The sequence below is a fragment of the Kitasatospora sp. NPDC038210 genome (assembly GCF_055600605.1).
On the sequence record NZ_JBVJYK010000005.1, the window covers coordinates 370,452 to 396,600 of the forward strand.

Annotated in this window: 22 protein-coding genes; 9 read left to right on the forward strand and 13 right to left on the reverse strand. The window is 74.1% G+C overall.

Annotation, left to right across the window (positions count from 1 at the left end):
• Positions 1 to 23 precede the first annotated feature (23 nt).
• Positions 24 to 107: a putative leader peptide gene (locus tag ACZ7KX_RS13305; RefSeq protein ID WP_318264789.1), complete on the reverse strand. Its 84-nt coding sequence runs from the start codon at positions 105 to 107 to the stop codon at positions 24 to 26.
• A 177-nt stretch (positions 108 to 284) separates the two neighbouring features.
• Between ACZ7KX_RS13305 and ACZ7KX_RS13310 the strand changes: the two genes are divergently transcribed.
• Positions 285 to 1,640, forward strand: a complete 1,356-nt coding sequence (locus tag ACZ7KX_RS13310; protein WP_470326536.1) for a YihY/virulence factor BrkB family protein — start codon at positions 285 to 287, stop codon at positions 1,638 to 1,640.
• 158 nt (positions 1,641 to 1,798) lie between these two features.
• On the opposite strand, the gene ACZ7KX_RS13315 is transcribed toward ACZ7KX_RS13310, so the two are convergent.
• Positions 1,799 to 3,457: an FtsW/RodA/SpoVE family cell cycle protein gene (locus tag ACZ7KX_RS13315; RefSeq protein ID WP_470326537.1), complete on the reverse strand. Its 1,659-nt coding sequence runs from the start codon at positions 3,455 to 3,457 to the stop codon at positions 1,799 to 1,801.
• 306 nt (positions 3,458 to 3,763) lie between these two features.
• Between ACZ7KX_RS13315 and ACZ7KX_RS13320 the strand changes: the two genes are divergently transcribed.
• Both ACZ7KX_RS13320 and rsgA read left to right on the forward strand, forming a co-directional pair.
• Entirely contained in the window at positions 3,764 to 4,771 is a 1,008-nt protein-coding gene (locus ACZ7KX_RS13320) for a cytochrome c oxidase assembly protein (RefSeq protein WP_470326538.1), read from the forward strand.
• A gap of 343 nt (positions 4,772 to 5,114) precedes the next feature.
• Positions 5,115 to 6,212 carry a ribosome small subunit-dependent GTPase A gene (gene rsgA, locus ACZ7KX_RS13325; protein WP_470326691.1) on the forward strand — a complete coding sequence of 366 codons (1,098 nt, stop codon included), beginning with the start codon at positions 5,115 to 5,117 and terminating at the stop codon, positions 6,210 to 6,212.
• A 91-nt stretch (positions 6,213 to 6,303) separates the two neighbouring features.
• Here the strand turns inward: rsgA and ACZ7KX_RS13330 are convergent, their stop codons facing one another.
• Positions 6,304 to 6,807: an ASCH domain-containing protein gene (locus ACZ7KX_RS13330; protein ID WP_470326539.1), complete on the reverse strand. Its 504-nt coding sequence runs from the start codon at positions 6,805 to 6,807 to the stop codon at positions 6,304 to 6,306.
• Positions 6,808 to 6,903: 96 nt separating this feature from the next.
• Here ACZ7KX_RS13330 and ACZ7KX_RS13335 point away from each other — a divergent pair, with 96 nt between their 5' ends.
• Together ACZ7KX_RS13335 and ACZ7KX_RS13340 are read left to right on the forward strand one after the other, a co-directional pair.
• Positions 6,904 to 8,472 carry a DNA-3-methyladenine glycosylase 2 family protein gene (locus ACZ7KX_RS13335; RefSeq protein ID WP_470326540.1) on the forward strand — a complete coding sequence of 523 codons (1,569 nt, stop codon included), beginning with the start codon at positions 6,904 to 6,906 and terminating at the stop codon, positions 8,470 to 8,472.
• Positions 8,469 to 8,978 (forward strand): methylated-DNA--[protein]-cysteine S-methyltransferase, encoded by a 510-nt coding sequence (locus tag ACZ7KX_RS13340; RefSeq protein WP_396553041.1) that lies wholly within the window; start codon positions 8,469 to 8,471, stop codon positions 8,976 to 8,978. The genes ACZ7KX_RS13335 and ACZ7KX_RS13340 overlap by 4 nt, the downstream gene beginning before the upstream one ends.
• A gap of 91 nt (positions 8,979 to 9,069) precedes the next feature.
• On the opposite strand, the gene ACZ7KX_RS13345 is transcribed toward ACZ7KX_RS13340, so the two are convergent.
• Both ACZ7KX_RS13345 and ACZ7KX_RS13350 read right to left on the reverse strand, forming a co-directional pair.
• Entirely contained in the window at positions 9,070 to 9,630 is a 561-nt protein-coding gene (locus tag ACZ7KX_RS13345) for a GNAT family N-acetyltransferase (protein ID WP_470326541.1), read from the reverse strand.
• 150 nt (positions 9,631 to 9,780) lie between these two features.
• Complete coding sequence (locus tag ACZ7KX_RS13350) at positions 9,781 to 10,287, reverse strand: MarR family winged helix-turn-helix transcriptional regulator (RefSeq protein WP_470326542.1); 507 nt, start codon at positions 10,285 to 10,287, stop codon at positions 9,781 to 9,783.
• 145 nt (positions 10,288 to 10,432) lie between these two features.
• Between ACZ7KX_RS13350 and ACZ7KX_RS13355 the strand changes: the two genes are divergently transcribed.
• Complete coding sequence (locus tag ACZ7KX_RS13355; protein WP_470326543.1) at positions 10,433 to 12,112, forward strand: MFS transporter; 1,680 nt, start codon at positions 10,433 to 10,435, stop codon at positions 12,110 to 12,112.
• A 277-nt stretch (positions 12,113 to 12,389) separates the two neighbouring features.
• Here ACZ7KX_RS13355 and pth read toward each other — a convergent pair whose 3' ends face one another.
• From pth to ACZ7KX_RS13375, 4 genes are all read right to left on the reverse strand, one after another.
• On the reverse strand, positions 12,390 to 13,034 hold the full coding sequence (pth, locus tag ACZ7KX_RS13360) for an aminoacyl-tRNA hydrolase (protein WP_470326544.1): 645 nt from the start codon (positions 13,032 to 13,034) through the stop codon (positions 12,390 to 12,392).
• A gap of 120 nt (positions 13,035 to 13,154) precedes the next feature.
• Positions 13,155 to 13,784, reverse strand: a complete 630-nt coding sequence (locus tag ACZ7KX_RS13365) for a DUF305 domain-containing protein (RefSeq protein WP_402808380.1) — start codon at positions 13,782 to 13,784, stop codon at positions 13,155 to 13,157.
• 152 nt (positions 13,785 to 13,936) lie between these two features.
• Positions 13,937 to 14,602, reverse strand: coding sequence for a DUF3105 domain-containing protein (locus ACZ7KX_RS13370; protein ID WP_350523609.1), 666 nt, complete (start codon positions 14,600 to 14,602; stop codon positions 13,937 to 13,939).
• 102 nt (positions 14,603 to 14,704) lie between these two features.
• Positions 14,705 to 15,271 carry a hypothetical protein gene (locus ACZ7KX_RS13375; RefSeq protein ID WP_470326545.1) on the reverse strand — a complete coding sequence of 189 codons (567 nt, stop codon included), beginning with the start codon at positions 15,269 to 15,271 and terminating at the stop codon, positions 14,705 to 14,707.
• Positions 15,272 to 15,599: 328 nt separating this feature from the next.
• Here ACZ7KX_RS13375 and ACZ7KX_RS13380 point away from each other — a divergent pair, with 328 nt between their 5' ends.
• Positions 15,600 to 17,405 (forward strand): PP2C family serine/threonine-protein phosphatase, encoded by a 1,806-nt coding sequence (locus tag ACZ7KX_RS13380; protein ID WP_470326546.1) that lies wholly within the window; start codon positions 15,600 to 15,602, stop codon positions 17,403 to 17,405.
• A 639-nt stretch (positions 17,406 to 18,044) separates the two neighbouring features.
• On the opposite strand, the gene ACZ7KX_RS13385 is transcribed toward ACZ7KX_RS13380, so the two are convergent.
• The 4 genes from ACZ7KX_RS13385 to ureA form a co-directional block, all read right to left on the reverse strand.
• Complete coding sequence (locus ACZ7KX_RS13385) at positions 18,045 to 18,644, reverse strand: TetR/AcrR family transcriptional regulator (RefSeq protein WP_396553035.1); 600 nt, start codon at positions 18,642 to 18,644, stop codon at positions 18,045 to 18,047.
• Between the two features lie 81 nt (positions 18,645 to 18,725).
• Positions 18,726 to 19,769, reverse strand: coding sequence for an agmatine deiminase family protein (locus ACZ7KX_RS13390; RefSeq protein WP_470326547.1), 1,044 nt, complete (start codon positions 19,767 to 19,769; stop codon positions 18,726 to 18,728).
• A gap of 25 nt (positions 19,770 to 19,794) precedes the next feature.
• Positions 19,795 to 21,516, reverse strand: coding sequence for an urease subunit alpha (locus ACZ7KX_RS13395; RefSeq protein ID WP_470326548.1), 1,722 nt, complete (start codon positions 21,514 to 21,516; stop codon positions 19,795 to 19,797).
• A 97-nt stretch (positions 21,517 to 21,613) separates the two neighbouring features.
• Positions 21,614 to 22,324 carry an urease subunit gamma gene (ureA, locus tag ACZ7KX_RS13400; RefSeq protein WP_470326549.1) on the reverse strand — a complete coding sequence of 237 codons (711 nt, stop codon included), beginning with the start codon at positions 22,322 to 22,324 and terminating at the stop codon, positions 21,614 to 21,616.
• Between the two features lie 614 nt (positions 22,325 to 22,938).
• Here ureA and ACZ7KX_RS13405 point away from each other — a divergent pair.
• Together ACZ7KX_RS13405 and ACZ7KX_RS13410 are read left to right on the forward strand one after the other, a co-directional pair.
• Complete coding sequence (locus ACZ7KX_RS13405) at positions 22,939 to 23,424, forward strand: ATP-binding protein (protein ID WP_470326550.1); 486 nt, start codon at positions 22,939 to 22,941, stop codon at positions 23,422 to 23,424.
• A 401-nt stretch (positions 23,425 to 23,825) separates the two neighbouring features.
• Positions 23,826 to 26,111, forward strand: coding sequence for a SpoIIE family protein phosphatase (locus tag ACZ7KX_RS13410; RefSeq protein WP_470326551.1), 2,286 nt, complete (start codon positions 23,826 to 23,828; stop codon positions 26,109 to 26,111).
• Positions 26,112 to 26,149: the final 38 nt, after the last annotated feature.

The following is a 26,149-nucleotide window of genomic DNA, read 5'->3' on the forward strand; positions in this document are numbered from 1 at the left end:
GCGGTGGTGCGGCGGGGGTGGGCTCAGGTCACCGGACAGATGGCGCTGGACACGCGAAGGAGATCGACGTGGAGTCGACCTACCAGGGTGGTTCCGGCGCTAGACATGGCAAGAGATTCGCACGGCGCATGACTCGCGGTCCACTAACATCCAAATGGTGGACGCTGAGGTTTCGTCATATGGGACGGTCGGAGGTTCCCGCCGCTCGCGGCCCGGTGTCCGCCCGGGCGCCCGCACCTCGGGGGAGATCAACCGGAGCGCCCCGGCCCGATACCGTTAGGCCTGTGCAAGCAGCAGGCGATACGAGCAGACCGAACCCCGAGTCGCGGCCCTCCCGGCGCCGGGGCAAGGGATCCCGGCGCGCGGCCAAACAGGCCACCTGGCGCCGCACCGCGTGGGAGCTGGTCAGGGACACCACCAACACCTGCGTCGAGTACCGGGTCACCGGCCTCGCCGCGGAGGCGGCCTTCTTCACCCTGCTGTCGATCCCACCATTGCTGCTCGGCCTCGCCGCCACCCTCGGCTACCTCGACGAGTTCCTCGGCGCGGGCACGATCGACCGGCTCAAGCACGACATCGTCTCGGCCTCCGGGACGGTGCTGTCGGACTCCTCGGTCAACGAGGTCGTCAAACCGCTGCTCAGCCAGGTCTTCGACCACACCCGGCCGGACCTCATCTCGATCGGCTTCCTGCTGTCGCTGTGGTCCGGCTCCAGGGCCCTCTACATCTTCATCGACACCATCACCGTCATGTACGGGCTCGACGGCAAGCGGGGCATCGTCAAGACCCGGCTGATGTCCCTCGGCCTCTACCTCGGCGCGCTGGTGATCGGCTCCCTGGTGCTGCCGCTGCTGATGGCCGGGCCCGGGCTGGTGGAGAACGCCGTGCCCGGGGTCGCCGGGCTGGTCGGCGCCGCGTACTGGCCAGTCGCCATCGTGCTGCTGATCGTCTCGCTGACCACGCTGTACCACCTGGCCGTCCCGGTCTCGACGCCGTGGCGCGAGGACATCCCCGGCGCCCTGGTCGCCCTGGTGGTGCTGGTCTTCTGCAGCGTCGGCCTGCGGCTCTACCTGGTCAGCTCGGTCGAGGGCCCCTCGGTGTACGGCTCGCTGGCGGCGCCGGTCGCCGTGCTGCTGTGGATCTTCGTGGTGGCCCTCGCGGTGCTCATCGGCGCCGCCATGAACGCCGCGATAGACCGGCGTTGGCCCACCCTGGAGACCGCCGACGCCCGCGCCGAGAACGAGCGGGCCCACGAGGAGGCGGCCGCCGCCGTGGTCCGCGAGGTCGCCGCCCGGCGGGCCGTCGAACGGGCCCGGCGCGCCCGCGAACTCGGGCTCGCCGAGGGCGCCGAGGAGGAGTGGGGCGAGGACGAGGGCGATGACGTCGACGTGCCCTCCGAGTACCCGGAGCGGTGGGCCGACGTGCTGGCCGCCGACAACGTGCGCGGCCGGCTCACCGCCCGCGGCGGGCCGCACCACCGGCCCGCCCCGCCGCCGCCGGACAGTGACCGGCCGTCCGGGCCGCCGCCGACGGCCGCGGGGGCGGGGCCGTCCGGGCCGCCGGAACCCCTCGGGCCGCCGGGGCAACAGGTGCCGGGGTACCCGCCGCGGCCGCCGCGGCCGCCGTGGGAGCAGCGGTAGGCGGAGGCGGGCCGCGGCGTACGGGTGCGATGACGGACTGACGGACAGGGCCTCTCCCGCGGGTGCGGGGGAGGCCCTGTGGCGTGTCCGGGGTTCGCCGCTCCGTGGGGGGCGTCGGGCCGTGGGTCCGGCGGTCCGCGCGCCGGTCGGTCGGTCGGTCAGGTGGTGGGGTTCCGGGCGTCGCCGTACTGCGGTGCGGCGGGGGTGCGGCCGTACCGGGGGCGCAGCTCGGTCCGCGCGGCGGAGGGGTCGGCGTCGCCCGGCGTGCCGGACCGCGGGTCGGTCGGGCCCGCGGCTGCCGGGTTCGGGGTCGCCGGGGTGGGCGTCCGGTTCCGGGGCGTCCGGTCCGGGGACGTCCGGTCCGGGGCGGACGGGGCGGACGGGGTGGACGGGGCGGCCGCCGCCGGTGCCGCCTGGGCCGGGAGCGGCTCGGGGGAGGGCTGGGCCGGTTCCAGGGCGGTGCGCCCGGAGGAATCGCTCAGCTTGATCAGCAGTGCGATCATCAGCCAGTTCGCCAGCAGGGAGGAACCGCCGGCGGCCAGGAAGGGCAGCGCCTTGCCGGTCAGCGGGACCAGCCCGCTCACCCCGCCGACGACCACGAAGATCTGCAACGCCAGCGCCGCCGACAGGCCGGTGGCCAGCAGCTTGCCGAACGGGTCGGTCAGGCCGACCGCGGTGCGCAGTCCCCGCTGGATCAGCAGCACGTACACCAGCAGGACCGCCGTCACCCCGGCCAGGCCCAGCTCCTCGCCGATGGTGGTGAAGATGAAGTCGCTGCGCCCGGCGAAGCCGATCAGCCAGGGCCTGCCCGAGCCCAGGCCCGTCCCGGTCAGGTGCCCGGTGCCCAGGCTGAACAGGGCCTCGGCGGGCTGCTCGGAGATCGCCTTGTCGTGCACCGGCTTGTAGTAGTCGAGCGGGTGCAGCCAGGCCTCGACGCGACCGTGCACGTGCGGCTCCACCGTGCCGACCACCGCCGCGCCGCCGACCGCCATCAGCAGGCCGAGCACCACCCAGCTGGTGCGCTCGGTCGCCACGTACAGCATCACGATGAAGACGCCGAAGAAGATCAGCGAGGTGCCCAGGTCACGCTCGAAGATCAGCACCAGCAGGCTGACCACCCAGATCGCCAGCACCGGCCCGGCGTGCCGGCCGCGCGGCAGGGTCAGCCCCCAGATCTTGCGGCCGGCCAGCGCGAGCGCGTCCCGGGAGGCCATCAGGTAGCCGGCGAAGAAGATCGTGATCGCGACCTTCACGAACTCGTCCGGCTCGAAGGAGAGCCCGAACAGCCGGATCCAGCGCTTGGCACCGAAGCTGTCGCTGGGCGAGGCCACCGGCGCCGCCAGCAGGATCAGCGCCCCCGCCATCAGCAGGTAGACGTAGCGCTGGAAGAACCGGTGGTGCTTGACCAGCACGATCAGCGCGATCGCCACTGCCACCGAGATGAACACCCACATCAGCTGGGAGGGCGCGGCCGGGAGCTTCTGGTAGTCGCCCTTGGCGCTGTGCGCGGCCTTGTAGCTGATGTCCAGCCGGTCCAGCAGCACCAGGCCGAAGCCGGTCAGGAAGACCCCCAACGGCAGGATCAGCGGGTCCGCGTACGGTGCGAACCGGCGCACCGCCAGGTGCGCCGCCCCGGCGAGCGCCCCCAGTGACAGGCCGTGCACCAGCAGTCCGGGCGGCAACGAGCCGGTCAGCGCCAGATCGGCCTCGACGTGTCCCGCCAGACAGACGGCCACCGCGAGCGCCAGCAGGCCCAGCTCGATGTTGCGGTGGCGCTCGGCCAGTCGGCGGCCCTCCCCGCGTGCAGTGCTTCGCACCTCTTGTCGTCCCCTTGTCACCCACGTGGCGGGTCTCGCCGACCGGCATCCTGCCAGACGTTTGTGTCGTGGCCGCGGTTGCGACCGCAGGGGTTCCACGGGCAGAACTTTGCCTGGGCAAAGCTTTGTTGGGGATCGGTAAAGCTTTCCTCAGGGGCGGGTATAGAGGAGGGCCCCGCGTGCGGCGGGCCGGTCGCGCGGGGACATCATGGCCGGGCGTCGCGGCGTCCGCCGCGGGGCCCGACGGTGACGGCGCGGACGGCTCGCCGCCTCGGTGGCTGCGGGTACGAGCGAGGTGGCGGACGGATGAACGGCGCGGTGGACGGCGCGGTCTCCGTGCTCGCCTACGACGGACCGCCGCCGTGGCAGTGGTCCGACCTGGTCGCCTCCTGGACGGCCGAGCCGCTGGTGCTCACCCTCTCGGTGCTGCTCGGCGCCTGGTACCTGCTCGCGGCGCGCGCCGTCCACCGGTCCGGCGGCGAGCGCTGGAGGCCCAGCCGCACCGCCGCGTTCCTCGGCGGACTGCTGCTGTGGATCTGGTGCACCTGCTCCGGCCTCGGCGTCTACGACCGGATCCTCTTCACCGACCGGGCCGTGCAGGTCGTGCTGCTGCTGATGGTCGTCCCGCTGCTGCTCGCGCTCGGCGCGCCCGTCTCGCTGCTGGTCGGGTCCGCGCCGCCGGCCCGGCGGGACCGGATCCTGCGGGTGCTGCGCAGCCGCCCGTCCAAGGTGCTGATGTTCCCGGCGGTCTCCACCGCCCTGCTGATGGCGCCGCCGTGGCTGCTCTACTTCACGCCCTGGTACGAGGAGTCGGTGTCCAGCGCGTCCGGGAACGTGCTGCTGCACCTGGCGCTGGTGCTGCTCGGGCTCGCCTACTTCTGGCCGCGGCTGCAGATCGACCCGGTCGGGCACGAGTACCCGCACCTGGTCGGGCTGTTCATCACCTTCGCGGAGGTGATCTTCGACGCCGGGCTCGGGATCGTGCTGATCTACGGCGGCCACCTCGTCGCCGAGCACTACTACGTGGCGCTCGGGCGCCCGTGGGGGCCGACCCCGGCCCAGGACCAGACCTGGGGCGGCAACGCGTTCTGGGTGCTGGGGGACCTGGTCGGGCTGCCGTTCCTGGCCGCGCTGGTGCGGCGGATGGTGGTGCAGGGGCGGGAGGAGATCCGGGCCGTGGACGCCGAGCTGGACGCGCGCTTCGAGGCGGCGGCCGAGGAGGCGCGGGCGGCGGGGCGGCCGGAGGAGGACGAGACGGGGATGCGGCCGTGGTGGCTGGACGACCCGAACCTCAAGCACCGGTACGGGGGGTAGCCGGCTTCCCTCCCGGAAGGCTTCGCGGCCTGCCTCGGAGCGCGTTTCCGCAGGTCAAAAATGGGTTGGCGAGGCCGGGCCGCTTCGCTAGCGTGTGACGTGTCCGGTTCGGGGGCCATTGGGCCGCCCGAGGAGTAGAGAGCAGGAGGTGAACCCCCGTGGTCGTTGTCGCCCCGATAGCTGCCCAGGGCAGCACTCGCGTTCACCTCCTTTTCCCGGCCGCCGGCTGAGCCCTTCGCGCCAGCCGTAGCCCGCCGGGACGATCTCCTCCCGAAGGGCCACTGCGTTGACCAACGCTGCCTCCGTTCCGTCGTTCTCTCTCTCCACCTCTTCTTCTTCCTCCCTGCCCGACGCAGACTCCGCGTCCACGGGCTCCGCCCTGACCGGCTACGGCTGGACGTCCGAGCTCGCGGAGCTGTTCGAACCGCTGGGCGAGGCCGGGCTGCTCCCGGCCCGGATCGTCCGGGTCGACCGCGGCCAGTGCGACGCCGTGATCGCCGACCCGGAGACGGGCGAGCCGCGCACCGTCCGGTTCGACACCCGGCCGGTCGGTGACGCCGACATGATCAACTGCCCGTGCACGGGCGACTGGGCGGCCGTGGACCTCCACGCCCGGCCGATGGCGGCCGTCGTCGCGCTGCTGCCGCGCTCCACCGCGATCATCCGCAAGGTGGCCGGCAAGCGCTCCGACGGCCAGGTGCTGGCGGCCAACGTCGACACCGTCCTGATCGCCTCCTCCCTCGCGACCGATCCCGACCTCGGGCGGATCGAGCGCTTCCTCGCCCTCGCCTGGGAGTCCGGCGCCGAACCGCTGGTCGTCCTCACCAAGGCCGACCTGGTGGACGACGCCGACTTCATCCGCTCCGACGTCGAGGCGGTCGCGCCCGGGGTCACGGTGCTCGTGGTGAGCGCCGAGACCGGGGACGGCATGGACGTGCTGCGCGCCTGCACCCCCGGCACCACCGCGGTGATCGGCCAGTCCGGCGTCGGCAAGTCCACGCTCACCAACGCGCTGGCCGGCGCCGACGTGATGACCGTCCAGGAGGCCCGCGAGGTCGACCAGAAGGGTCGCCACACCACGACCACCCGCGAGCTGATCCCGCTGCCCGGCGGCGGCGTGCTGATCGACACCCCCGGGCTGCGCGAGGTCGGCCTCTACGGTGGCGAGGGCGTGGACCTGGCCTTCGCCGACATAGCGGAGCTGGCCGAGGAGTGCCGCTTCCACGACTGCGGTCACCACACCGAGCCGGGCTGCGCGGTGCAGGAGGCGCTGGCCGACGGCACCCTCCCGCAGCGCCGGATGGACAGCTACCTCAAGCTCCAGCGCGAGAACGAGTGGATCGCCTCGCGTTCGGACGCCCGGGTGGCCAAGGCGCGGCTGCAGAAGTGGAAGACGATCACCAAGTCGATGCGTGCCGCGGGAGGGCCGGTGAAGCGCTGACCAGTCGGCGTCGGCGTCGGCCGGCCACCGTAGCGCTGCGGCGGCGGTGGCCGGACGGCGCCGGGCCGGCCCGCCTCAGCGGCGGTCCGGCTCAGCGGAGGTCCGCCACCAGGCGGAACCGCTGCAGGACCAGCGGAGTGGCGTCGTCCACGGTGAAGTCCGGGTCATCGAGGGCGTCGAGCATCTCCGGGCTGCGCCAGAAGCGCTCGTGCGTGGCACGCCACTCGGCCACGGTGCGGTAGCCCTCGCCCTCGTCCAGGGCGTGCTGCAGATCGACCTCGGCGAGCGGGACCACACGGACGTCCGTGGTCTCGATCACCGCGATCCGGCGGCCGTCCGAGTCGAGGACGGCGGCCCGCTCGCCGACCAGCGGCAGGGGCTCACCCTCGTGCTCGTAGTCGGCGACCAGGCCGGTGGTGCTGGTCTTCGCACCGCTGAGGACGGCCGCGACCAGTTCGTCGCGCAGCGGGCCGGGGAACGCGAACTCCTCCGGAGGCAGGGCGACGACCCGCGGGTCGTCCGGGCCGACGTAGGAGTGATCGGCGCGCGGGGCGTCGGGCTGGGTTCCGGGCTGGGCGTCGGGCTGCTCGCTCATGGGGCGAGCGTAGCCGCGGGTCGTTCGCACGGCCCCCGATTTTCGGGGCACGGTGGGGGAGGGGCGGGAGGGGAGGGGGAGGGCCCCCCAACGGCGATGTCCGATTCCCGCCAGTCACCCCCCACCCGATCCCGCAAACTGGACAACGTGATCGACGACGACATCCGCTACCGAGCCGTGGACAGCCGGGACGCCCGCTTCGACGGCGTCTTCTTCACGGCGGTCACCTCCACCGGTATCTACTGCCGGCCGAGCTGCCCGGCCGTGACCCCCAAGCGAGTCAACTGCGTCTTCTACCCCAGTGCCGCAGCCGCCCAGGGCGCCGGCTTCCGTGCCTGCCGCCGCTGCCGCCCCGACTCCGTGCCGGGCTCGCCGGAGTGGAACCACCGCGCCGACCTGGTCGGCCGTGCGATGCGCCTCATCGGGGACGGCGTCGTGGACCGCGAGGGCGTCGCCGGCCTGGCCGACCGTCTCGGCTACAGCTCCCGCCAACTGCAGCGCCAGCTCACGGCCGAGCTCGGCGCCGGCCCGATCGCGCTGGCCCGTGCGCGTCGCGCCCAGACCGCCCGGCTGCTCCTCCAGACCACCGAACTGCCCGTCACCGACGTCGCGTTCGCGGCCGGCTTCGCCTCCGTCCGCCAGTTCAACGACACCGTGCGCGAGGTCTACGACCGCACCCCCAGCGGTCTGCGCGCCGAGGTCGCGGCCGGCCGGCGCACCGCGACCCCGGCCGGCGGCCTGACCCTGCGCCTGGCCTACCGCGGTGCGCTGGACAGCGACCACCTGATCGACTTCCTCGCCCTGCGCGCCGTGCCCGGCGTGGAGGAGGTCGTCCCCGGCGGGCGTCCCGGCGTCCGCACCTACCGGCGCACCCTCGCGCTCCCGTACGGCCACGGCATCGCCGAGGTCGACGGCCTGTCGCCCGGCGAGCCGCGCACCCGGGGCTGGCTGGACTGCCGGCTGTTCCTCGCGGACCTGCGCGACCTGCCGACCGCCGTCCAGCGCCTGCGCAACCTCTTCGACCTGGACGCCGACCCGCTCGCGGTCGACGATCAGCTCGGCGCCGACCCGGTGCTCGGCCGGCTGGTCCGGGAGCGCCCCGGCCTGCGTTCGCCCGGGCACGTGGACCCGCACGAACTCGCCGTCCGCGCCGTCCTCGGCCAGCAGATCAGCGTCGGCGCCGCCCGTACCCTGGCGGGCCGGCTCGCCGAGAAGTACGGCACCGCGCTGCCCGAGCCCAGCGGCGGCCTGCGACTGCTCTTCCCGACCGCGGCGGCGCTGGCCACCGCGGCCCCGGAGGACTTCGCGATGCCCGTCGCCCGCCGCCGCGCGCTCACCGGGCTGTGCGCGGCCCTGGCGGAGGGCGTGGTGAGCCTCGACAGCGGGGTCGACCGGGAGGAGGCCGCGGCCCGGCTGCTGGACCTGCCCGGCATCGGCCCCTGGACGGTCGGCTACCTGCGGATGCGGGCCCTCGCGGACCCCGACGTCTTCCTCCCGAGCGACGTGGGCGTCAAGCACGGCCTCGTCCGGCTCGGCGCCCCGGGCGACCCGAAGTCCGCCGCCCGCGCGGCCGAGGCCTGGGCCCCGTGGCGCTCCTACGCGGTCCACCGGCTGTGGGCCGGCCCCGCGACCACCAGTACCGGAACGGAGAACGAACGAGCATGAGCACCACCGTCTACACCACCATGGAGAGCCCCTTCGGTCGGCTGCTGCTCAGCGGCGTCCTGCCCGAGGACGGCGGGCCGGCCGCGCTGGCCACCGTCACCGCGCCGGGCCAGAAGTACGCGCTGGCCGAGCCCGCCGACGACTGGGTCCTCGACCCGGAGGCGCTCGCCGAGCCGGTCGCCCAGCTGACCGCCTACTTCGCTGGCGAGCGCACCGGGTTCGACCTCCCGCTCGCGCCGGTGGGCACCGAGTTCCGCCGCCGGATCTGGGCCGCGCTGGACGAGATCCCGTACGGCACCACGGTCACCTACGGCGAACTCGCCGAACTGGCCGGGCAGGAGCCGCGGATGGTCCGGGCGGTCGGCGGCGCGGTGGGCGCCAACCCGCTGCTGATCGTGCGCCCGTGCCACCGGGTGCTCGGCGCCAGCGGCGCGCTCACCGGCTTCGCGGCGGGCGTGGACCGCAAGCGGCAGCTGCTGGAGCTGGAGAGCGGCACGCTGTTCTGAGCGGCGCCCCGCGCCCGTCGTGCCGCGCCCGCCGTGCCGCGCCCGCCGTCCGGACCCCGCCGTCCGCACCGCGCCGCCCCGATGCCGTCCGTCAGTCCGAACTGCGCAGGTCCACCCGCCAGTTGTGGCTGCGCATGAACCGTCCGGGCGGGAACTCGAAGTCCGTCTCGCCGAGCAGCGTGAACCCGGCCTTCGCGCAGACCGCGTTGGAAGCCGGGTTGTCCACCGACGGAAAGGCGTGCAGGTATCGGTGGGCCGCCTCGCGGCGGGCGGCCGCGACCGCCGCCCGGGTGGCGGCGACGGCGATGCCGCGGCCCTGGTGGCCGGGCAGCACGTTCCATCCCATCTCGTGCACGGTCTCGCCCGCCCAGGTCCGGGTGCCGTAGCCGACCGTGCCGACCGGCTCGCCCGCGACCCGCTCACCCGCGGCCGCCTCGCCCGGGGTCGGCGCGCCGTCGGGCAGCAGCACGATCCGGTACATGCAGCCGAGGCCGGACGGGACGAAGTCGAGGTAGCGGCGGTGCCGGACGAGCAGCTGCTCCTCGGTCTCCGGCCCGCCGACGTGCTTCTTCATCTCCGGCGTGTTGACCCGGCGCAGCAGCGCCAGGTCGGCGTCCGTCCAGGGCTCGATGCGTACCCGTGCTGTGGTCATGCCGGGACGCTAGCGGCCCGCCCGGCATGACGACCAGCGGTTTTGCTCCCGGGCGGACGGCGCGGACGGCGCGGACGGCGCGGACGGGCGGACCGGCGGACGGGCGGAGCCGGGTCGCAGGGGTGGGGTGGCCGGACCGGGGCCGCCGGGTCAGCCGTGTTCGGCGCCGGTCCCCGGCTGTGCGAGGGCGCGGGCGAGCTGTTCCAGCGCGGGCAGGGCGTCGACGACCGCCGTGCGGTCGGCCGGGTCGAGGGTGTCGAGCGCGGTGGCGATGCGCCGCTCGTGGGCGTGCTGCCAGTCGTCCAGCTGGCGCCGGCCGGCCGGGGTGAGGGCGATCCGGGCGGTGCGGCGGTCGCCGGGGTCGGCCTGGCGGTCCACGAAGCCGGCTTCGAGCAGCTTGCCGACCAGCCCGCTGACGGTGTTGGGTGCCAGTCGCTGCCGGGCGGCCAGCTCGCCGACCCGCAGCGGTGCGGCGGCGAGGGTTTGGAGGAGTTCGACCTGCGCCATCGGCAGGGACTCCCACGGGTAGTCGGTGCGGATGCTGCTGCGCAGTGCGCGGCGCAGCCGGGTGACGGTGTCGGTCAGTCGCCGGGCGTGCTCGACCGCCGGGTCGGGGCTTGCGGTGGCGGAATCGGGAACGTGTGGTGACGACGGCATGGCGGACAGCGTATCTCCTGGTACGGGGCGTTCCGGGGGCGTGGTCCGCCCCTCGGACGCGGGCACGGGCGGCCGGTGAGACGCTTCGTATCGCAGGTCGATCTGCTCGTAGAAAGAACATATCTGCATCCGATATATTCGTTGCATGAACGCCACCGCCCTTGCCGCACGGCTGCTCACCGAGCGGCCCCGCCCCCGCGGCATAGCCGGCTGGCGCCACGCCCACTGGCTGGCCGTCGGCACGGTCTGTCTCGGTGCCTTCCTCGGCCAGCTCGACGCCAGCGTCATCGCCCTGGTCTTCCCCGCCATCGGCCACCACTTCGACGCGGGCTTCGCCGCCGTCGAGTGGGTCGCCCTCGCCTACCTGCTCGTCCTGGTCGCCCTGCTGGCGCCGATCGGCCGGCTGTCCGACCTGGTCGGCCGCAAGACGATGTACATCGGCGGCTTCGCCGTCTTCGGCCTCTCCTCCCTCGGCGCCGGATTCGCCGGAAGCCTCTGGATCCTGGTCGGCTGCCGGGCCGTCCAGGCCGTCGGCGCCGCGATGATGCAGGCCAACAGCGTCGCGCTGGTCGCACGCGGCGTTCCGGAGCACGCGATGCGGCGCGCGCTCGGCATCCAGGCCTCGGCACAGGGCCTCGGGCTGGCGCTCGGCCCCAGCCTCGGCGGGCTGCTGGTCGAACACGCCTCGTGGCGCTGGGTGTTCTGGGTCAACGTACCGATCGCCGTGTTCGGCATCCTGGCGGGCTGGTACCTGCTGCCCCGCACCCGGACGGGCCTCCCGGGCCGGGGCCCGATCCCGAGCCCGGCGCCGATCCCGAGCCCGGCGCCGATCCCGAGCCCGGCGCCGATCCCGAGCCCGGCGCCGATCCCGAGCCCGGCGCCGATCCCGAGCCCGAACCCGGTACCGGGCCCGGTGCCCCGGGCGCGGGTCGTACCGAACGCCGGGAAGCGCCCGGCGGTGCGGCCGGCGGTGCGCCCGGCCCGCGGTGAAGCCCGCTTCGACCTGCCGGGCATGCTGCTGCTCGCCGGGGCGACCACCGCACTGCTGCTCGCCCTGTCCACCGCCTCCGGCCTGCCGCTGCCCGGGTGGATCGTCGCCGTCCTGCTGCTCGCCGCCGCCGTGCTCACCGCCGCACTCGTGCGCCAGGAGCGGCGGGCCGCCCGGCCGATCCTGGCACCCGGACTGGTCAACACCCCGGGCGTACGGTCCGGCCTGGTGATCGCGCTGATCGGCTACCTGCTGCTGTTCTGCCCGCTCGTGCTGGGCCCCGTGCTGCTCACCGGTGCGGGAGTGTCGACGGCCGGCGCGGGCCTGCTGGTCACCCTGCTGCCCGCCGCGTTCGCGTTCGCCGCGACGGTCGGCGGCGGGCTGCTGCCCCGGGGCTGGTCCGACGTGACCAGGTGCCGTTTCGGTGCGGCCGTCGCGGCCGCCGGACTGCTGCTGTTCGCCGTACTCCCGGCCTCGACCGGCTCGGCGGCCCCGCTGCTGGTCGCCGGGTACGGACTGGGCCTGCTGCTGCCGGCCAACAACGCGCTGGTGATGCGCGCGATCCCGGCGGAGTGCTCGGCGGTCGGCGGCGGCATGGTGAACATGGCGCGCAGCCTCGGTACGGCGCTCGGCATGGCACTGTCCGTCCTGGGTGTCCACCTGGCGGGCGCGACGTCCGGTGGGCGGACGGTGCTGCTGCTCCTCGCGGTGGTCGCGACGGCGGCCGCGGTCCTCACCCGGCCGACCCCCACCACCGGTGCGGCCCGCACGAGCCCCGCGGCCCGCACGAGTCGTACGACCGGGACGCGCCGCACGAGCCGCTCGGCCCGTTCCTGACGTCGGTCTCCCGCACCATCTGCGGAGCCGGCCCGTCCGACACGACCCACGGACGAGCCGCACCCTTCCCGGCTACCGACCACCGAGCACCACGGCCCGCACACGATCACCTCGACCACCTGCCGGTGGTTCCGCCACCGTCCCCGCCCCGTGGCCCGCCCCCTACGCCGGCAGGATCGGGCCGATCACCGACACGGCGTCATCGGATACCTCCGGTGTCTCCCTCGCGGCTCGGCCGACGGGCAGAAGGCCGGAAGGACGAGCCCCGGCGGCGCTGTCAGGACGTCCGGCGGACGGGAGCGTTCAGGGCGTCCTGGGCCCGGTTCAGGCCGAGCCGCACCAGCGTCTCCAGGGCGTCGGCGCAGCGGTCCAACTCGCCTGGCATGGCGGCCAGTTCCTCGTCCGAGAACTTCTTCAGCACGAAGTCGCCGACGCTCTGCCCCTTCGGCGGCCGGCCGACGCCGAACCGCAGCCGGACGAAGTCGCGGGTGCCCAGTGCCTCGCCCACCGAGCGCACCCCGTTGTGGCCGCCGGGCCCGCCTCCGCGCTTGAGCTTGGCGGAGCCGAACGCGAAATCCAGGTCGTCCTGCACGACCACCAGCCGCTCCACCGGCACGCCGTACCGGCGCAGCAGCGCGGCCACCGGGCGGCCGGACAGGTTGATGAACCACAGCGGCTTGGCGAGCAGCACCGGCCGGCCGTCGACCTCGATCTCCGCGACCAGGGTGGCGAGACCGCGCCGCCGGAAGCGGGCGCCGTGCCGCTCGGCCAGCCGGTCGACGGCGAGGAAGCCCGCGTTGTGCCGGGTCTGCCGGAACCACGGTCCGGGGTTGCCCAGTCCGGCGATCAGCCACGGGACGGCAGGAGCGTCCGGGGCGGCCGGGGAACCGGCGGCGGGGGACGCGGGGGAGGCGGGGGTCATGCGAGGTCTCCGCGAGGGGTGGGGACGGCGGACGGCCGGGGCGCGGCGGGGACGGTACGGGACCGTCGGCCGCGCCCCGGCCGTCCGGGAACGAGGGGGTCGAGCCGGTTCGGGCCCGGCTCAGGAGGCGGGCACCCCGGGGGCCGCGCCGCGCTCCGTGAGCATGTCGGTCATCAGCTGCAGCTCCGAGGTCTGCGCGATCACCATCGACTGCGCCAGCCGCTTCTCGGTGTCGTTCCTGGCCAGGTCCACATAGCCCTGGGCCATCTCGACGCCGCCCTTGTGGTGCTCGATCATCAGCTGCAGGTAGAACACCTCGGCGTCCCGGCCGCTGAGCGAGCGCAGCTTCGCGATCTGCGTGTTGGTGGCCATGCCGGGCATCAGCGAGCCGTCGTGCGCCTCGTAGTCGTGGCCCATCTTCATCCACGCCATCGGCTTGGCGGTCGAGTGCTGCGTCAGCCCCCACTGGTCCAGCCAGCCCATCATCATCCCGCGCTGGTTGGCCTGGGTGTTGATGATGTCGAAGGCGAGGGTGCGGGTCGGCTCGTCGCTCGTGCGGTCCCGCACGACGAACGACAGGTCCACCGCCTGCTGGTGGTGGGTCGCCATGTCGCGGGCGAAGCCGGCCTCGGGCGAGTCGTCCGCGGGGACGGACAGCGAGGTGCCGGAGGCGGAGGTGCCGCTCGCCACCAGCGCCGGCACCCCGAGCGCCAGCGCCACGGCGGCGGCCAGCGCGGCCGGCCACCACATGCGCCGACGGCGCGGCGCCGCGCCCCCGCCGTCCTCGGCGGTGACGGCCCCCGTCACGGCCTCCGCGGCCGACCCGACGGCGTCCCCGGACAGCGCCCCCCCGGATGCGGCGCCCTCGGGCGCGACACCCTCGGGGCGGCCCGCGTCGGCGGTCACATCGCCCCCATGGTGCAGGAGGCGCCCGGCTCCTGGGTCTGCTTGCCCTGGACGTACTTGGTGAAGAACTGGTTCACCCGGGGGTCGCTGGCGCTGTCCACGACGAGCTGGGTGCTCCAGGCGTTCAGGGTGATGGTGCCCTGCTCGTCCGGGTACGGGCTCATCAGCGAGTACGGGGTGGCCTTCACCTTGTCGGAGAGGGTCTTGATGTCGTCCGGCGTGGCCTTGCCGTTGTAGGTCACCCAGACCGCGCCGTGCTCCAGCGAGTGGACGGCGCGCTCGTTCTCGACCGGCTGGTCGTAGACGTGGCCCATGCAGTCCAGCCAGACGGCGTTGTGGTCGCCGCCGACCGGCGGGGTCATCGGGTAGGTGACCTTCTCCTTGACGTGGTTGCGGGTCAGGTCGCCGAAGGTCTTCACACCCGGGATGTCCGCGTTGGCGGCGGCTTCCTTGTCCTTCTTCTTCTGGTTCTGGTCCATGACGATCCAGGTGCCGGTGGCGATCGCGCCGATCACCAGCACACCGGCCACCACCGAGGCGACGATCTTGTTGCGGCGCTCGCGGCGCTGCTCGGCGGCGCGCAGCTCGGCTATCCGGGCGCGGCGGTCGAGACCGGCCTGCTTGCCGCCGGACTTGTTGGACTGCTTCGAGGCGGAACCCATGGTGGTGTCCTTGTCCCCGCCGCGCACCGGTCGGTGGCGGCGGTCAGCTGGAGGGTGAGACGGGGCGGATCCGCCGGCGTCGGGGCCGGCGGTGGGTTCCGCTCAGGACCGGTGGACCTGGAGCTCGTGCAGGTCGGGCGCCGGGTGCGAACCGTCCAGCAGACCCGCGGGCGCCACCCGGGGCAGCGCCTCGGGCGCGCCCGGGGTCACGGGCGACACGGCGGGCTGGGGCTGTGGCGGCGGATTCGGCAACTGGGCGTCCTGCGGGCAGAACGGGTGGCTGGAGCAGCCGTTGTTGCGCGGGGGCTCGCCATCGGCGGTGCAGAGGATCCAGTGACCCTGGTCCTCGGCGATCCGGTGCTGGTCGGAGGCCTTCGCGGCCTTGCCGACCTCGGCGATCTTCGCGGCCCTGGCGGGCTTGGTGGCCTGCGCGGCGTGGCCGGCGTGGGGCGCTTGTCCGATCGCGACCTGGACGCTGACGACGGTCACGGCACTGACGGGCGCCGCGGCCGGCGCCGGACGAGCGGTCCCGTCCAACGCCTTCGCCTGGCCCGCGCAGGGCAGCATCGTCAGCAGGGCGACGAGCAGCAGGACCAACAGCGCACCCACCGGGCGGCCCGCCGGTGCGGCCCTCCCCGGTCGGGGCGAGCTGGGGGCCGACGCGGTCATGCGCACATTTAATCAGCCGAACGTGTGAAGCGATGCCCCCCATCGGCCCTCATTTTCGGGGGTACGCACACCCGGATGGCCAGGAAACACCCTGCTCCGGGCACATCCGGCAAGCACGGACGGAACGGAAACGGACGGAGCGGTGTCGTCCGCCGCGAAATGACCGGGACACGGCGACGAACCGGCTGGTCGGCGGCGTGGCCGGGATGTTCCGGTGGGTGACCGGTTGTCGCCGAAACCCGGACAGGGTCGTTGCCCGTGGAGAACAATGACGTCGAGCCCGGCCCGCCGGGGGCGGCGCGACCACGGACCGAGCAGGAGCCGCCAGATGAGCAAGCAGGGTGCACCCGCACAGCCGCACCGGCCCGACGACGGCTGGTGGGACACCGTCTACGACGGTCCGGCGGGCACCCTCCCCGACACCCCGCACGCCGACCCGGGGGACGGCAGCGTCGACGACTGGTTCGACACGGCGGTCGGGCTCATCGGGCAGCAGCGGTCGGGGGAGCCGGAGGCGGAGGCTGGGCCCGGGGCGGAGGCGGGGCCCGCTTCGGAAGCTGCGCCCGCGTCCGAGCCGGAGCCTGCGCCGGAGCCCGTGCCTGTGCCTGTGCCTGTGCCTGTGCCGGAGCCTGCTGTTGCCCCGGAGCCCGTGCAGGACGGTGGGGACAGCCTCGACGACTGGTTCGCCACCGCCGTCGGCGTGATCGACGGGACGGAGGGGACCGGGCGTCAGCGGAGCGCCATGGAGACCCACCAGTTCCCGGCACCCTCCTTCGCCGACGACAAGCCGAAGGCGGTGTCCGAGCCGGAGCCGAAGGCGGTGTCCGAGCCGGAGGCTGCTTCGGTCTCGCTGGAGAAGACCGCCTTGCCGTCGGCTCCGGAGCCGGTCGCCGCGCCCACGCCCGAGCCCGAGCCCGAGCCCGAACCCGTTGCCGAGGACGTCGAGGTCGAACCCGCGCCCGTCGTTGCCGCCGTCCCGGAGGTCACCGCCGTCCCGGAGGTCACCGCCGTCCCGGACCTCGCCGAGGCCGCCGAGGCGCCGGAAGCAGTCGAGGACCTCCAAGCACCCGAGGCGGCCGCGGCACCCACCCCTCGCCCGACCCCCTCGCCCGAACCCGAGCCCGATCACGCACCGGCACCCGAACCCGACCCGGAACCCGCACCTCCCGCCGTGCCCGACCCCCGTCCGGCCGCCCGTGCGCCGCTCGCCGACGGCGGGGCCGCCGTCCCGCACGTCGGCGAACGTCCCCCGACGTACGGGCCCGAGCCGACGGCCGTACCGGAGGCGGACCCGGCCTCCCTGCGCTCGGTCGTCCCGGACACCGTGCTGGAGGGGGCGCAGTACGGACCGTCCGTGCTGCGCGCCGCCTCCGTCCGCGGCGACTCGGCCCGCTACCGGGGGGAAGCACGCCGGGACTGCCTGGTGGTCACCCGTTTCGGCGACGGACCGGACGGGCTGCTGCTCGCCGTCCTGGGCGGCTTCGACCGGACGGGCGGCGCCGAGGACGACACGGTCACCGCGGAGGCCGTCGCCACCGCCACGGGCGAGGCTTGCCGCCAACTCGCCGCCGCGATCGGACGCAGCCGGGTCGGGCTGGCCGCCGATCTGCGCGACGGCGCCCGGGACCGGCTCCGCTACGGTCTCCAGCGGCTGGCGACCGGCGCCGCGGCCCCGCTGCGCGCGCTGGCGCCCCGGGCGGAGGGGGACGACACGCCGTCGCCGGCCTCGTTGCACTGCCTGATGGTCTCGCTCGACCCGGCGGCCGGCTACCGCGCGGCCTTCGGCGTCGGCCCGGGCGGCCTCTACCTGCTGCGCTCCGGGCACTGGATCGACGCGTACGCGGCTCGCCTGCTGCACCACCCGGACGGGCAGCCGCCGGTGCCCGAGGCTTCGGTCCCCGACCCGCGCCCGTTCCGCTTCCGGCTCGTCCCCGCCACCCCGGGCGACATCCTGCTCCTCTGCACCCCCGGCCTGAGCCGCCCGATCGCCGACGAACCCGCCGTCGCCCACTTCCTCTCCACCCACTGGGCCCACCCCCACCCCCCGGGCACCGTCGACTTCCTGCGCCAGGTCCAAGTCCGCGCCAAGGGCTACGCCGACGACCGCACCGCCGCCGCCATCTGGACCGAGTGAAAGGTAGACCGGTCTACATATTCCGGGCCCCGGCTTCCACGCCCTGTGCGTCAGAAGTCGACCAGACCGACTTCTGACGCACAGGGGTAGCTGGCTGCCCCTGTCCTCGATAGCAGATCTGTAGACCGGTCTGCATATTCCTTCTCGGCGTCCGCAGGGAAGGCCGCACAGGAAGTCGGCGGGCCCGACATTTGGTGCGCGCGCGTGCGCCGCGCCCGTGGTCTCTAGATCGGTCTACATATTTTTCCGCGACGGGCGCAGCGCGGTGAGGCGGCCGAAATGTTGGCGCTGCGCAGAAAGTCGGCCCTGCCGACTTCTGGTGCGCAGGGGCTCGGTGGCGAGGCGCGAATCTGTAGACCGGTCTGCATATTTGCCGGGCGAGGCGGCGGCGCAGTGCTCAGGAAGTCGGCGGGGCCGACTTTTGGCGCGCGCGTGGTGCGCCGCGCCGGTAGACAGTCAGTAGACCGGTCTGCATATTTCGGTATAGCGGGGCGCACTGGGTGGAACAGGCGGGGCGGGCCGGGCGCAGTGTCGGCGCTGCACAGGAAGTCGGGCCGGCCGACTCTTCATGCAGGCAGGCGCCCCGGGGACCCAGAATCCATAGACCGGTCTATATATTTCCCCGCACGCTGCGCCCCGTCAGGTGCGGAGGAGGATGTTCGCCACAGCGGTGGCCTGGGTGAGGGCGGCAGGGGGGTGGGCGTCGGGGAGGCCGATGGCGATGGGGACGGCGAGGCCGTCGAGGAGGGCGCGGATCTGGGTGGCGCGGTCGGCGGTGGGGCCCGGGGTGAAGTGGCCGGTGGCGGTGCCCTCCTCGATGAGGGCCACCAGGTCGGCCTGCCAAGGGGCCTCGATCTCCCGCTGCCCCTGGCGGATCTCGGCGCTCGCGGGGGAGCGGCCCCACACCTCGACCCAGAGGATCCACCGAGGGTCCCCCGCGCCCTCGGGCAGGTACAGGCGCAGGTAGGCGTCGAGGCGCTGCCAGGGGTCGAGGGAGTGGTCGGCGAGGGCGTCGTGGCGGCGGGCGCCGAGCTGGTCCTCGCTCCAGCGGAGGGTTTCCAGCAGCAGCTGGTCCTTGCTGCCGAAGTAGTAGAGCAGGTGCCCGGCGCTCATCTGGAGCTGCTTGCCGAGTGCGGCCATGGTGAGCTTGGCCAGCCCGTGTTCGGCGATGGCGGACCGGGCGGTGGCGAAGACCTCCTCGCGGGGGCGTGCCGGCCGGCGCGGGCGGGGGTCGGCCATGTGCGGTGCTCTCCCTCGGTGGAACGGAGGTTCGAAGGCTACCGGAGCGGGGTCGCGGGCCCCGCTCCGGTGGCTCCGGGGTCAGGCCTTGGGCTGCTGCTGGGTGATGCAGTGGATGCCGCCGCCGTTGGCGAAGATCTCGCGGGCGTCGACGAGTTCGACGGTGCGGCCCAGGTAGGCGCGGCCGAGGATGGCGGCGGCCTCCTGGTCGCGCGGGTCGGCGAAGGCGCACAGGATCACGGCGCCGTTGGCCACGTAGTGGTTGATGTAGGAGTAGTCGACCGGTTCGCCGTCCTCGTCCAGCAGGACGGTGGGGGCGGGCAGTTCGACGACCTCCAGCTGTCGGCCCCGGGCGTCGGTCGAGGCGCGGAGGACGGCGACGAGTTCCTTGCAGACCTCGTGGTCCGGGTGGGAGGGGTCGGGCTGGACGTGGGCGACCACGACGCCGGGGCGCACGAAGGAGGCGACGATGTCGATGTGCCCGCGGGTGCCGAACTCGTCGTAGTCGCGGGTGAGGCCGCGCGGGAGCCAGATCGCCTTGGTGGTGCCGAGGAAGGCGTGCAGCTCGGCCTCGACCTCCTCCTTGGTCCAGTCGGCGTTGCGGCCCTCGCCGAGCTGGACGGTCTCGGTGACCAGCACGGTGCCCTCGCCGTCGACGTGGATGCCGCCGCCCTCGTTGATCAGCCGGGAGGCGAACCGCTGGACCTCCGTCAGTTCGCTGATGTGCTCGGCGATGTGCTGGTCCTTGTCCCAGCGGGCCCAGCCCTGCGCGCCCCAGCCGTTGAAGATCCAGTCGGCGGCGGCCAGCGAGCCCTTGCCGTCGATCAGGAAGGACGGGCCGATGTCGCGCATCCAGGCGTCGTCGAGCGGGTGCTCGACGATCTCGACCTGGTCCGAGACGTACTTGCGGGCCTCGGCGGTCTCGCCGGTGTTGACGATCAGCGTCACCGGCTCGTACCGGACGATGGTGTTGGCGACGGAGGCCCAGGCCTCGCGGCCCGCGTGCAGCGCCTCGGGGCTGTCGAAGGTGGGGTTGGTGGTGGGGAAGGCCATCCAGGTGCGGTCGTGCGGGTGCCACTCGGCGGGCATCCGGTAGCCGAGGGAGGCGGGCGTCGGGTTGGTCATCGTGGTGTCCTCAACAGGTGGGGGATCAGAGGAAGTAGAGGCGGCTGAGCGAGACGCTGTCGGCCGGTTCGGAGCGCAGGGGTGAGCCGTCGAGCGAGACCAGCCCGGTCTCGGTGACCTCGACGCGGCCGAGGCGGGCGTTGCGCACCATGTCGCGCGGCCCGATGCCGCGGGTGCCCCGGACGCCGACACGGCGGCGGCGGGTGGGCAGGCCGTCGGCGGGGCGGTCGAGGTAGCCGCCGTCGGCGGCGGCCTGGGCGACGAAGGCCACCGAGATGTCGGCGGCGGTCGCGCCGTGGGCGCCGAACTGCGGCCCCAGGACGAGCGGTTCGCAGCGGTCGGTGGAGCCGTTGGGATCGCCGACCACACCGTACGCGGGGAAGCCGGCCTTCAGGACGAGCTGCGGCTTGGCCCCGAAGTGGTCCGGGCGCCACAGCACGATGTCGGCGAGCTTGCCGATCTCGATCGAGCCGACCTCGTGCGAGAGTCCGTGCGCGATGGCCGGGTTGATGGTGAGCTTGGCGATGTAGCGCAGCACGCGCTCGTTGTCGTCGCCGCTCTCGGTCGTCCCGTACGAGCCGGTGCCGTCGAGCGGGCCGAGTTCGGCCTTCATCTTGCCCGCCATGGCGAAGGTGCGGCGCACCGTCTCGCCGGCCCGGCCCATGCCCTGGGCGTCGGAGGAGGTGATGCCGATGACTCCGAGGTCGTGCAGGACGTCCTCGGCGCCCATGGTGCCGGCCCGGATGCGGTCGCGCGCCATGGCGGCGTCGCCGGGCAGGTCGGTCTTGAGGTCGTGCGCGGAGACGATCATGCCGAAGTGCTCGCCGAGGGCGTCCCGGCCGAACGGCAGCGTCGGGTTGGTGGAGGAGCCGATGACGTTCGGCACGCCCGCCATCCTCAGCACGTCGGGGACGTGTCCGCCGCCGCAGCCCTCGATGTGGAAGGCGTGGACGGTCCGGCCGTCGAGGACGCGCAGGGTGTCCTCGACCGACAGGCACTCGTTCAACCCGTCGGTGTGCAGGGCGACCTGGACGTCGTACTCCTCGGCGACCCGCAGTGCGGTGTCCAGTGCGCGGGTGTGCGCGCCCATGTCCTCGTGCACCTTGAACCCGGACGCGCCGCCCTCGGCCAGCGCCTCGACCAGCGGGGCCGGGTCGGAGGACGAACCGCGGCCCAGGAAGCCGATGTTGACCGGCCAGGCGTCGAAGGCGTTGAACGCGTGGCGCAGCGCCCACGGCGAGTTGACGCCGACGCCCCAGACCGGCCCGAACTCCTGGCCGATGATCGTGGTGACGCCGGAGGCCAGCGAGGCCTCCATGATCCGCGGCGAGAGCAGGTGGACGTGGGTGTCGACGGCGCCGGCGGTGGCGATGAGTCCCTCGCCGGAGACGATCGTGGTGCCGGTTCCGACGACGACGTCCACACCATCCAGGGTGTCCGGGTTGCCGGCCCGCCCGATCGAGGCGACCCGCCCGCCGATCAGGCCGATCGAGGTCTTGCGGATGCCCTGGACGGCGTCGATGACCAGCACGTTGCTGATCACGACGTCGCAGGTGTCGCGGACGGCGGCGGGCTTGAGGTGCAGGCCGTCCCGGGCGGTCTTGCCGAACCCGGCCAGGAACTCGTCGCCGGGTTCCTGGGAGTCGGACTCCACGCGGACGATCAGGCCGCTGTCGCCGAGCCGGACCCGGTCCCCGGCGCGCGGGCCGTGGACGGAGACGTAGTCGTGCGGGGTGATCGCGCTCATGCTCCGACCTCGCTTCGCTCGCCGGGCCACGCCCGCGTGGCGGCTCCGTTCGATTGCTCTCTGCCGGACTCCGGCCGGGGGTGCCCCCGTCGCCCGCTCACGAGGGCACCTCCGAGTCGTCGAAGCCGGTGAGGTATCCGGTGGCGCGGGCCTTGGCGAGGGCGGCTTCCTTCGCGCCGGGCGCGTCGAGGGGGCCGTCCACGAGCCCGGCGAAGCCGATCGCGACCCGCCGGCCGCCGATCGGCACGAGGCCGACCTCGACGGTGGCGCCCGGGTCGAAGCGCACCGAGGAGCCGGCCGGGACGGCGAGGTGGGTGCCGTAGGCGGCGGCGCGGTCGAAGGCCAGGCGCGGGTTGGCCTCGAAGAAGTGGAAGTGCGAGGTGACCGAGATCGGCACCGCGGAGGTGTTGTGGACGGGGAGCAGCAGCGTCTCCTCGATCGGGTCGTACCCGGCGCCGTCGCCGATCAGGGTGCCGCCGGGGGCCTCGTCGCCGAGCGAGCCGGTGCCCTTGAACGGGTCGTTGACGACGGCGAGGCGGGTGCCGTCGTCGAAGACGGCCTCGACCTGGACGACGGTGACCACGTCCGGCACGCCGGGCAGCACGTCGTCGGCGGTCAGGACGGAGCGGCCGGCCTCGATGGCCTCGGCCAGGCGCAGGCCGTCGCGGGCGGCCTCGCAGACGGTGTCCGCGATCAGGGCGGTGGCCTCGGGGATGTTGAGGCGCACACCCCGGGCGCGGCGGGCACGGGCCAGCTCGGCTGCCGTGAAGATCAGCAGCCGGTCCCGTTCGGTGGGGGTCAGTCGCACGGTTCCTCGCTCGCGGTCGCCGGGAGGGGGTCGGCTCGGGGTCTCGGGCTTCCGGGGTGATGTTAGAACGTCGTTCAAACATCATGGGTCATTGAACCCGGACCGGGGCGCTCTGTCCAGCGTTGCCGGTCCGCGCGAGTTCGGCTCCCTGGGCGGGGGATGGGGGTGAGGGGGCCGATCCGGCGGCGTCGAGCGGGGCGGGAGGAGCGGGGCGCGGGCGGGGGTGCGGCGGGGGGCGCGTGGTCGGGCGCACGGCCCGGACGGGCGCCGGGTGTGCGCGGGATCGGGTGGCGGCGGCTTCGGGAACCGCCTCTGCGCTTCGCAAACCTGTCCGGCGCGGGCAGTTGGATCACGCGAACCTCCCCGTGCCCCTTTCACCCCACGTGATCGGACGCACACTGTTGCAAACGCCGTCAACTGGGCATGAGGATGGTGGTCAGATCGAGGGGGCCACCCGGCCGGCGGGGGATCCGGAGGCGGGGGCCCGGATTTCAGGGCGGGGGCATGTGGTGATGGACGGTCAGTCGCGATTCCCGCGTCAGAGGACGAGTTCGGGCGACGCCTACCGGTCCGGGCCGGTCCAGGGAACGGTCGGCGGCGCCGGAGCACCCGGGGTGGCCGGAGCACCCGGGGTGGCCGGAGCGCCCGGGGTGGCCGGGGTGGCCGGGGCGAACGGGGCGGCCCGGCCGGGCGTGCCGGCCCCCGAGTGCGCCCTGCACCGGCGGCTGCACCTGACGCTCGACCCGGCCGACCTGGTCGCGGTGGGCGCGGTCCGGCAGCGGCTGCGCTCCGCGCTGAGCCACTGGGGGGTCCCGGAGCTGTCCGACACCGCCGAGCTGCTCTCCTCCGAGCTGGTCACCAACGCCCTGCTGCACACCACCAAGGGCGCGGTCTTCGACGCGGTGCTCGGCTCGGACGACCGGCTGCGCATCGAGGTGCAGGACGGCGCGAGCAGGCTGCCCGGGCGGCGGCGCGATCCGGAGGCCGAGTACGCGACCTCGGGGCGCGGCCTGATGCTGGTGGAGGCGCTCGCGGACTCCTGGGGCGTGCAGCTGAGAGGCGACGGCAAGATCACCTGGTTCGAACTCGCGGCGCCCTGAGTCCGGCCGCCGGAGCCGTAAGATTGTTCGCAGTCGATTGATTCGCTGTCGAAGGAAGCCCTGAACAGAAGGCGGAGCGGAAGATTTCCGGCCCGTTGGCATTGCCGCTCGGCGGAACATTGGCCAGGATGGTGGGAATGTGTGTCCACGTGCGAGAAGCAGCGGGGAGACCGTACCTCGACTGACCACCGTCCGTCGGCACCGTCCTATCCAGCACGACTCATCACATCGCCTCGCGGCCCGTCCGGACGGTCGGCGCGGTCCGCCACGGCAGCGGTAGGAGCAGCATGCCCACTGAGCCCGAGTCGCCGGGGCCGGCGCTTTCTCCCGGCGCGTCCGTCGTGGAGCCGCGAGCCGTCGAGCCCGGAACCGCGGAGCCCAGAACCGCGGAACCGTGCACCGTGGAGGCCCGCACCGCCGACGCACGCACCGTCGAGCCGCGCACCGCAGCGCCCGGAACCGCCGGGCCGCCCGCCGCAGGCCCCACCACCGCCGGGACGGGCCGGGCCCGGCCGCCCGCGCAGTCGAACCGGCGGAGCCCCGCGGTGCGCCCGTCCCCCAGCCTCGCCGCCGCCCGGCTGGCGCCCGTGCTGTCCGGCGGGCTGCCGCCCGCCTCCGCCGACTCCATGCCGGACTGGCTGGAGCCCGCGATGGCCGCCAACGGCATCGGCTCCTTCGACTGGGACATCCGCCGGGACGTGCTGGAGGGTGATCCGCGGGCCTGCGCGATCATCGGCCTGGACGCCCCGGGGCAGGCCCGCTTCGACCGCTCCGCCGACTCCTTCCTGTCCCTGCTGCACCCCGAGGACGCGCCGGTGGTGCGTCGCCGGGTCGAACGCGCGGTCGCCGAGCTCGGCCAGTGCGGCGCCTACTACCGCACCGTCGGGCCGAACGGCTCCATGCGGGCGGTGCGCTTCCGCGGCCGGGTGCTCGCGGACGCCTTCGGCCGCGCCTCCCGGATGGTGGGCTTCGTCTGGGACGCCACCGTCGAGCTGCACAAGCGCGACCACGCCGACCGGATGGCCCTGCTGCGCGAGGATCGTTCCCGGTTCATCAAGGAGGCGGCGCGCGCCCTCTCCGAAGCCGTCACCGTCCGTGACGTGGCCCGGGTGTTCACCGAGCTGCCGCTGCCCGGCCTGCCGCCGGACGGTCTGGTGCTGGCCTCCTTCGAGGCCGGACGGGCCCGGATCCTCGGCGCCTCCGGCTACCGTGCCGATGCGCTGGCGGTCTGGGACCGCACCGTGCTGCCCGCCGGCCACCCGGCCGCCGAGGCGCTGCGGCACCGCACGCCGGTGTTCGTCTCGACCCGCGAGGAGTTCCGTGACGGCTACCCCGAGGTGTGGGAGCCGACCAGCCGCACCGGCCGCGGCTCCTGGGCGTACCTGCCGCTGGTGGCCAGCGGCCGGGCGATCGGCGTCTGCGTGGTCAGCTTCGACGACGAGCGGGAGTTGGACGCGGACGAGCGCACACTGCTGACCACCCTGGGCGGGCTGGTCGCCCAGTCGCTGGCCCGGGCCCGGCTGCACGACGCCGAGCACGAGCTGGCGGCCGGCCTGCAGCGGGTGATGCTGCCGCGCACCGTCCCCTCGGTGCCGGGCGTGACGACCGCGGTGCGCTACCTCGCGGCCGGATCCGGTCTGCAGATCGGTGGCGACTGGTACGACGTGGTGCCGCTGCCCGGCGGGCACGTCGGCCTGGTGATCGGCGACGTCCAGGGCCACGACGTGCACGCCGCCGGGATCATGGGCCAGCTGCGGATCGCGCTGCGCGCCTACGCGGCCGAGGGCCACCCGCCCGCCGCGGTGATGGCCCGCGCCTCCCGCTTCCTCGCCGACCTGGACACCGACCACTTCGCGACCTGCACCTACGCCGAGGTCAACGTGGACTACGGCGTGGTCTACGCCGTCCGGGCCGGCCACCTCGACCCGGTGGTGCGCCGCGCGGACGGCAGCGTCACCGTGGTGCCGGTGGCCGGCGGGCTGCCGCTGGGGATCGACCCGGACCAGGAGTACCGGGTCACCCGGTTCAGCCTGGACCCGGGCGAGACCGTGCTGCTCTGTACCGACGGCCTGGTCGAGGCGCGCGGCCTGGACCTGGACGAGGGCGTCGCCCGGCTCACCCGGGTGCTCGCCCGCCCGCTGCCGCGCGCCGAGCAGGCGGCCCGCGACCCGCTGGAGGAGCTGGCCGACCGGATCGCCTCCCAGGCCGCCGACTCCAGCGAGCGCGAGGACGACATAGCGCTGCTGCTCCTGCGCTGGGACGGCCCGGCGGGCGGCCTCGCGGCCCAGCAGCTGCGCCGCCGGATCGGCCAGGCCGACCTGGCCCGGGTCGCCGAGGTGCGGGCCGAGCTGCGCGACGCGCTGCGCCGCTGGGGCGTGGCCGAGTTCATCGACACCGCCGAACTGCTCTCCTCCGAGCTGGTCACCAACGCGATCCGGCACACCGACCGGGACGCCATGTTCACCGCCCGGCTCTACCGGGAGCCCGAGGAGGACGGCGGACGGGCGCGGCTGCGGGTCGAGGTGGAGGACGAGTCGGACCTGTGGCCGACCCGCCGCACGCCGGGGGAGCAGGCCTCCTCCGGGCGCGGGCTGATGCTGGTCGAGGCGCTGGCGGACTCCTGGGGCGTGGAGCCGCGCGGCTCCGGCAAGCGGATGTGGTTCGAGCTCAGCGGGGCGGCGGCCTGACCGCCCCGGGCCGCGCGCGTGTCCTGAGCGCTTCGAGC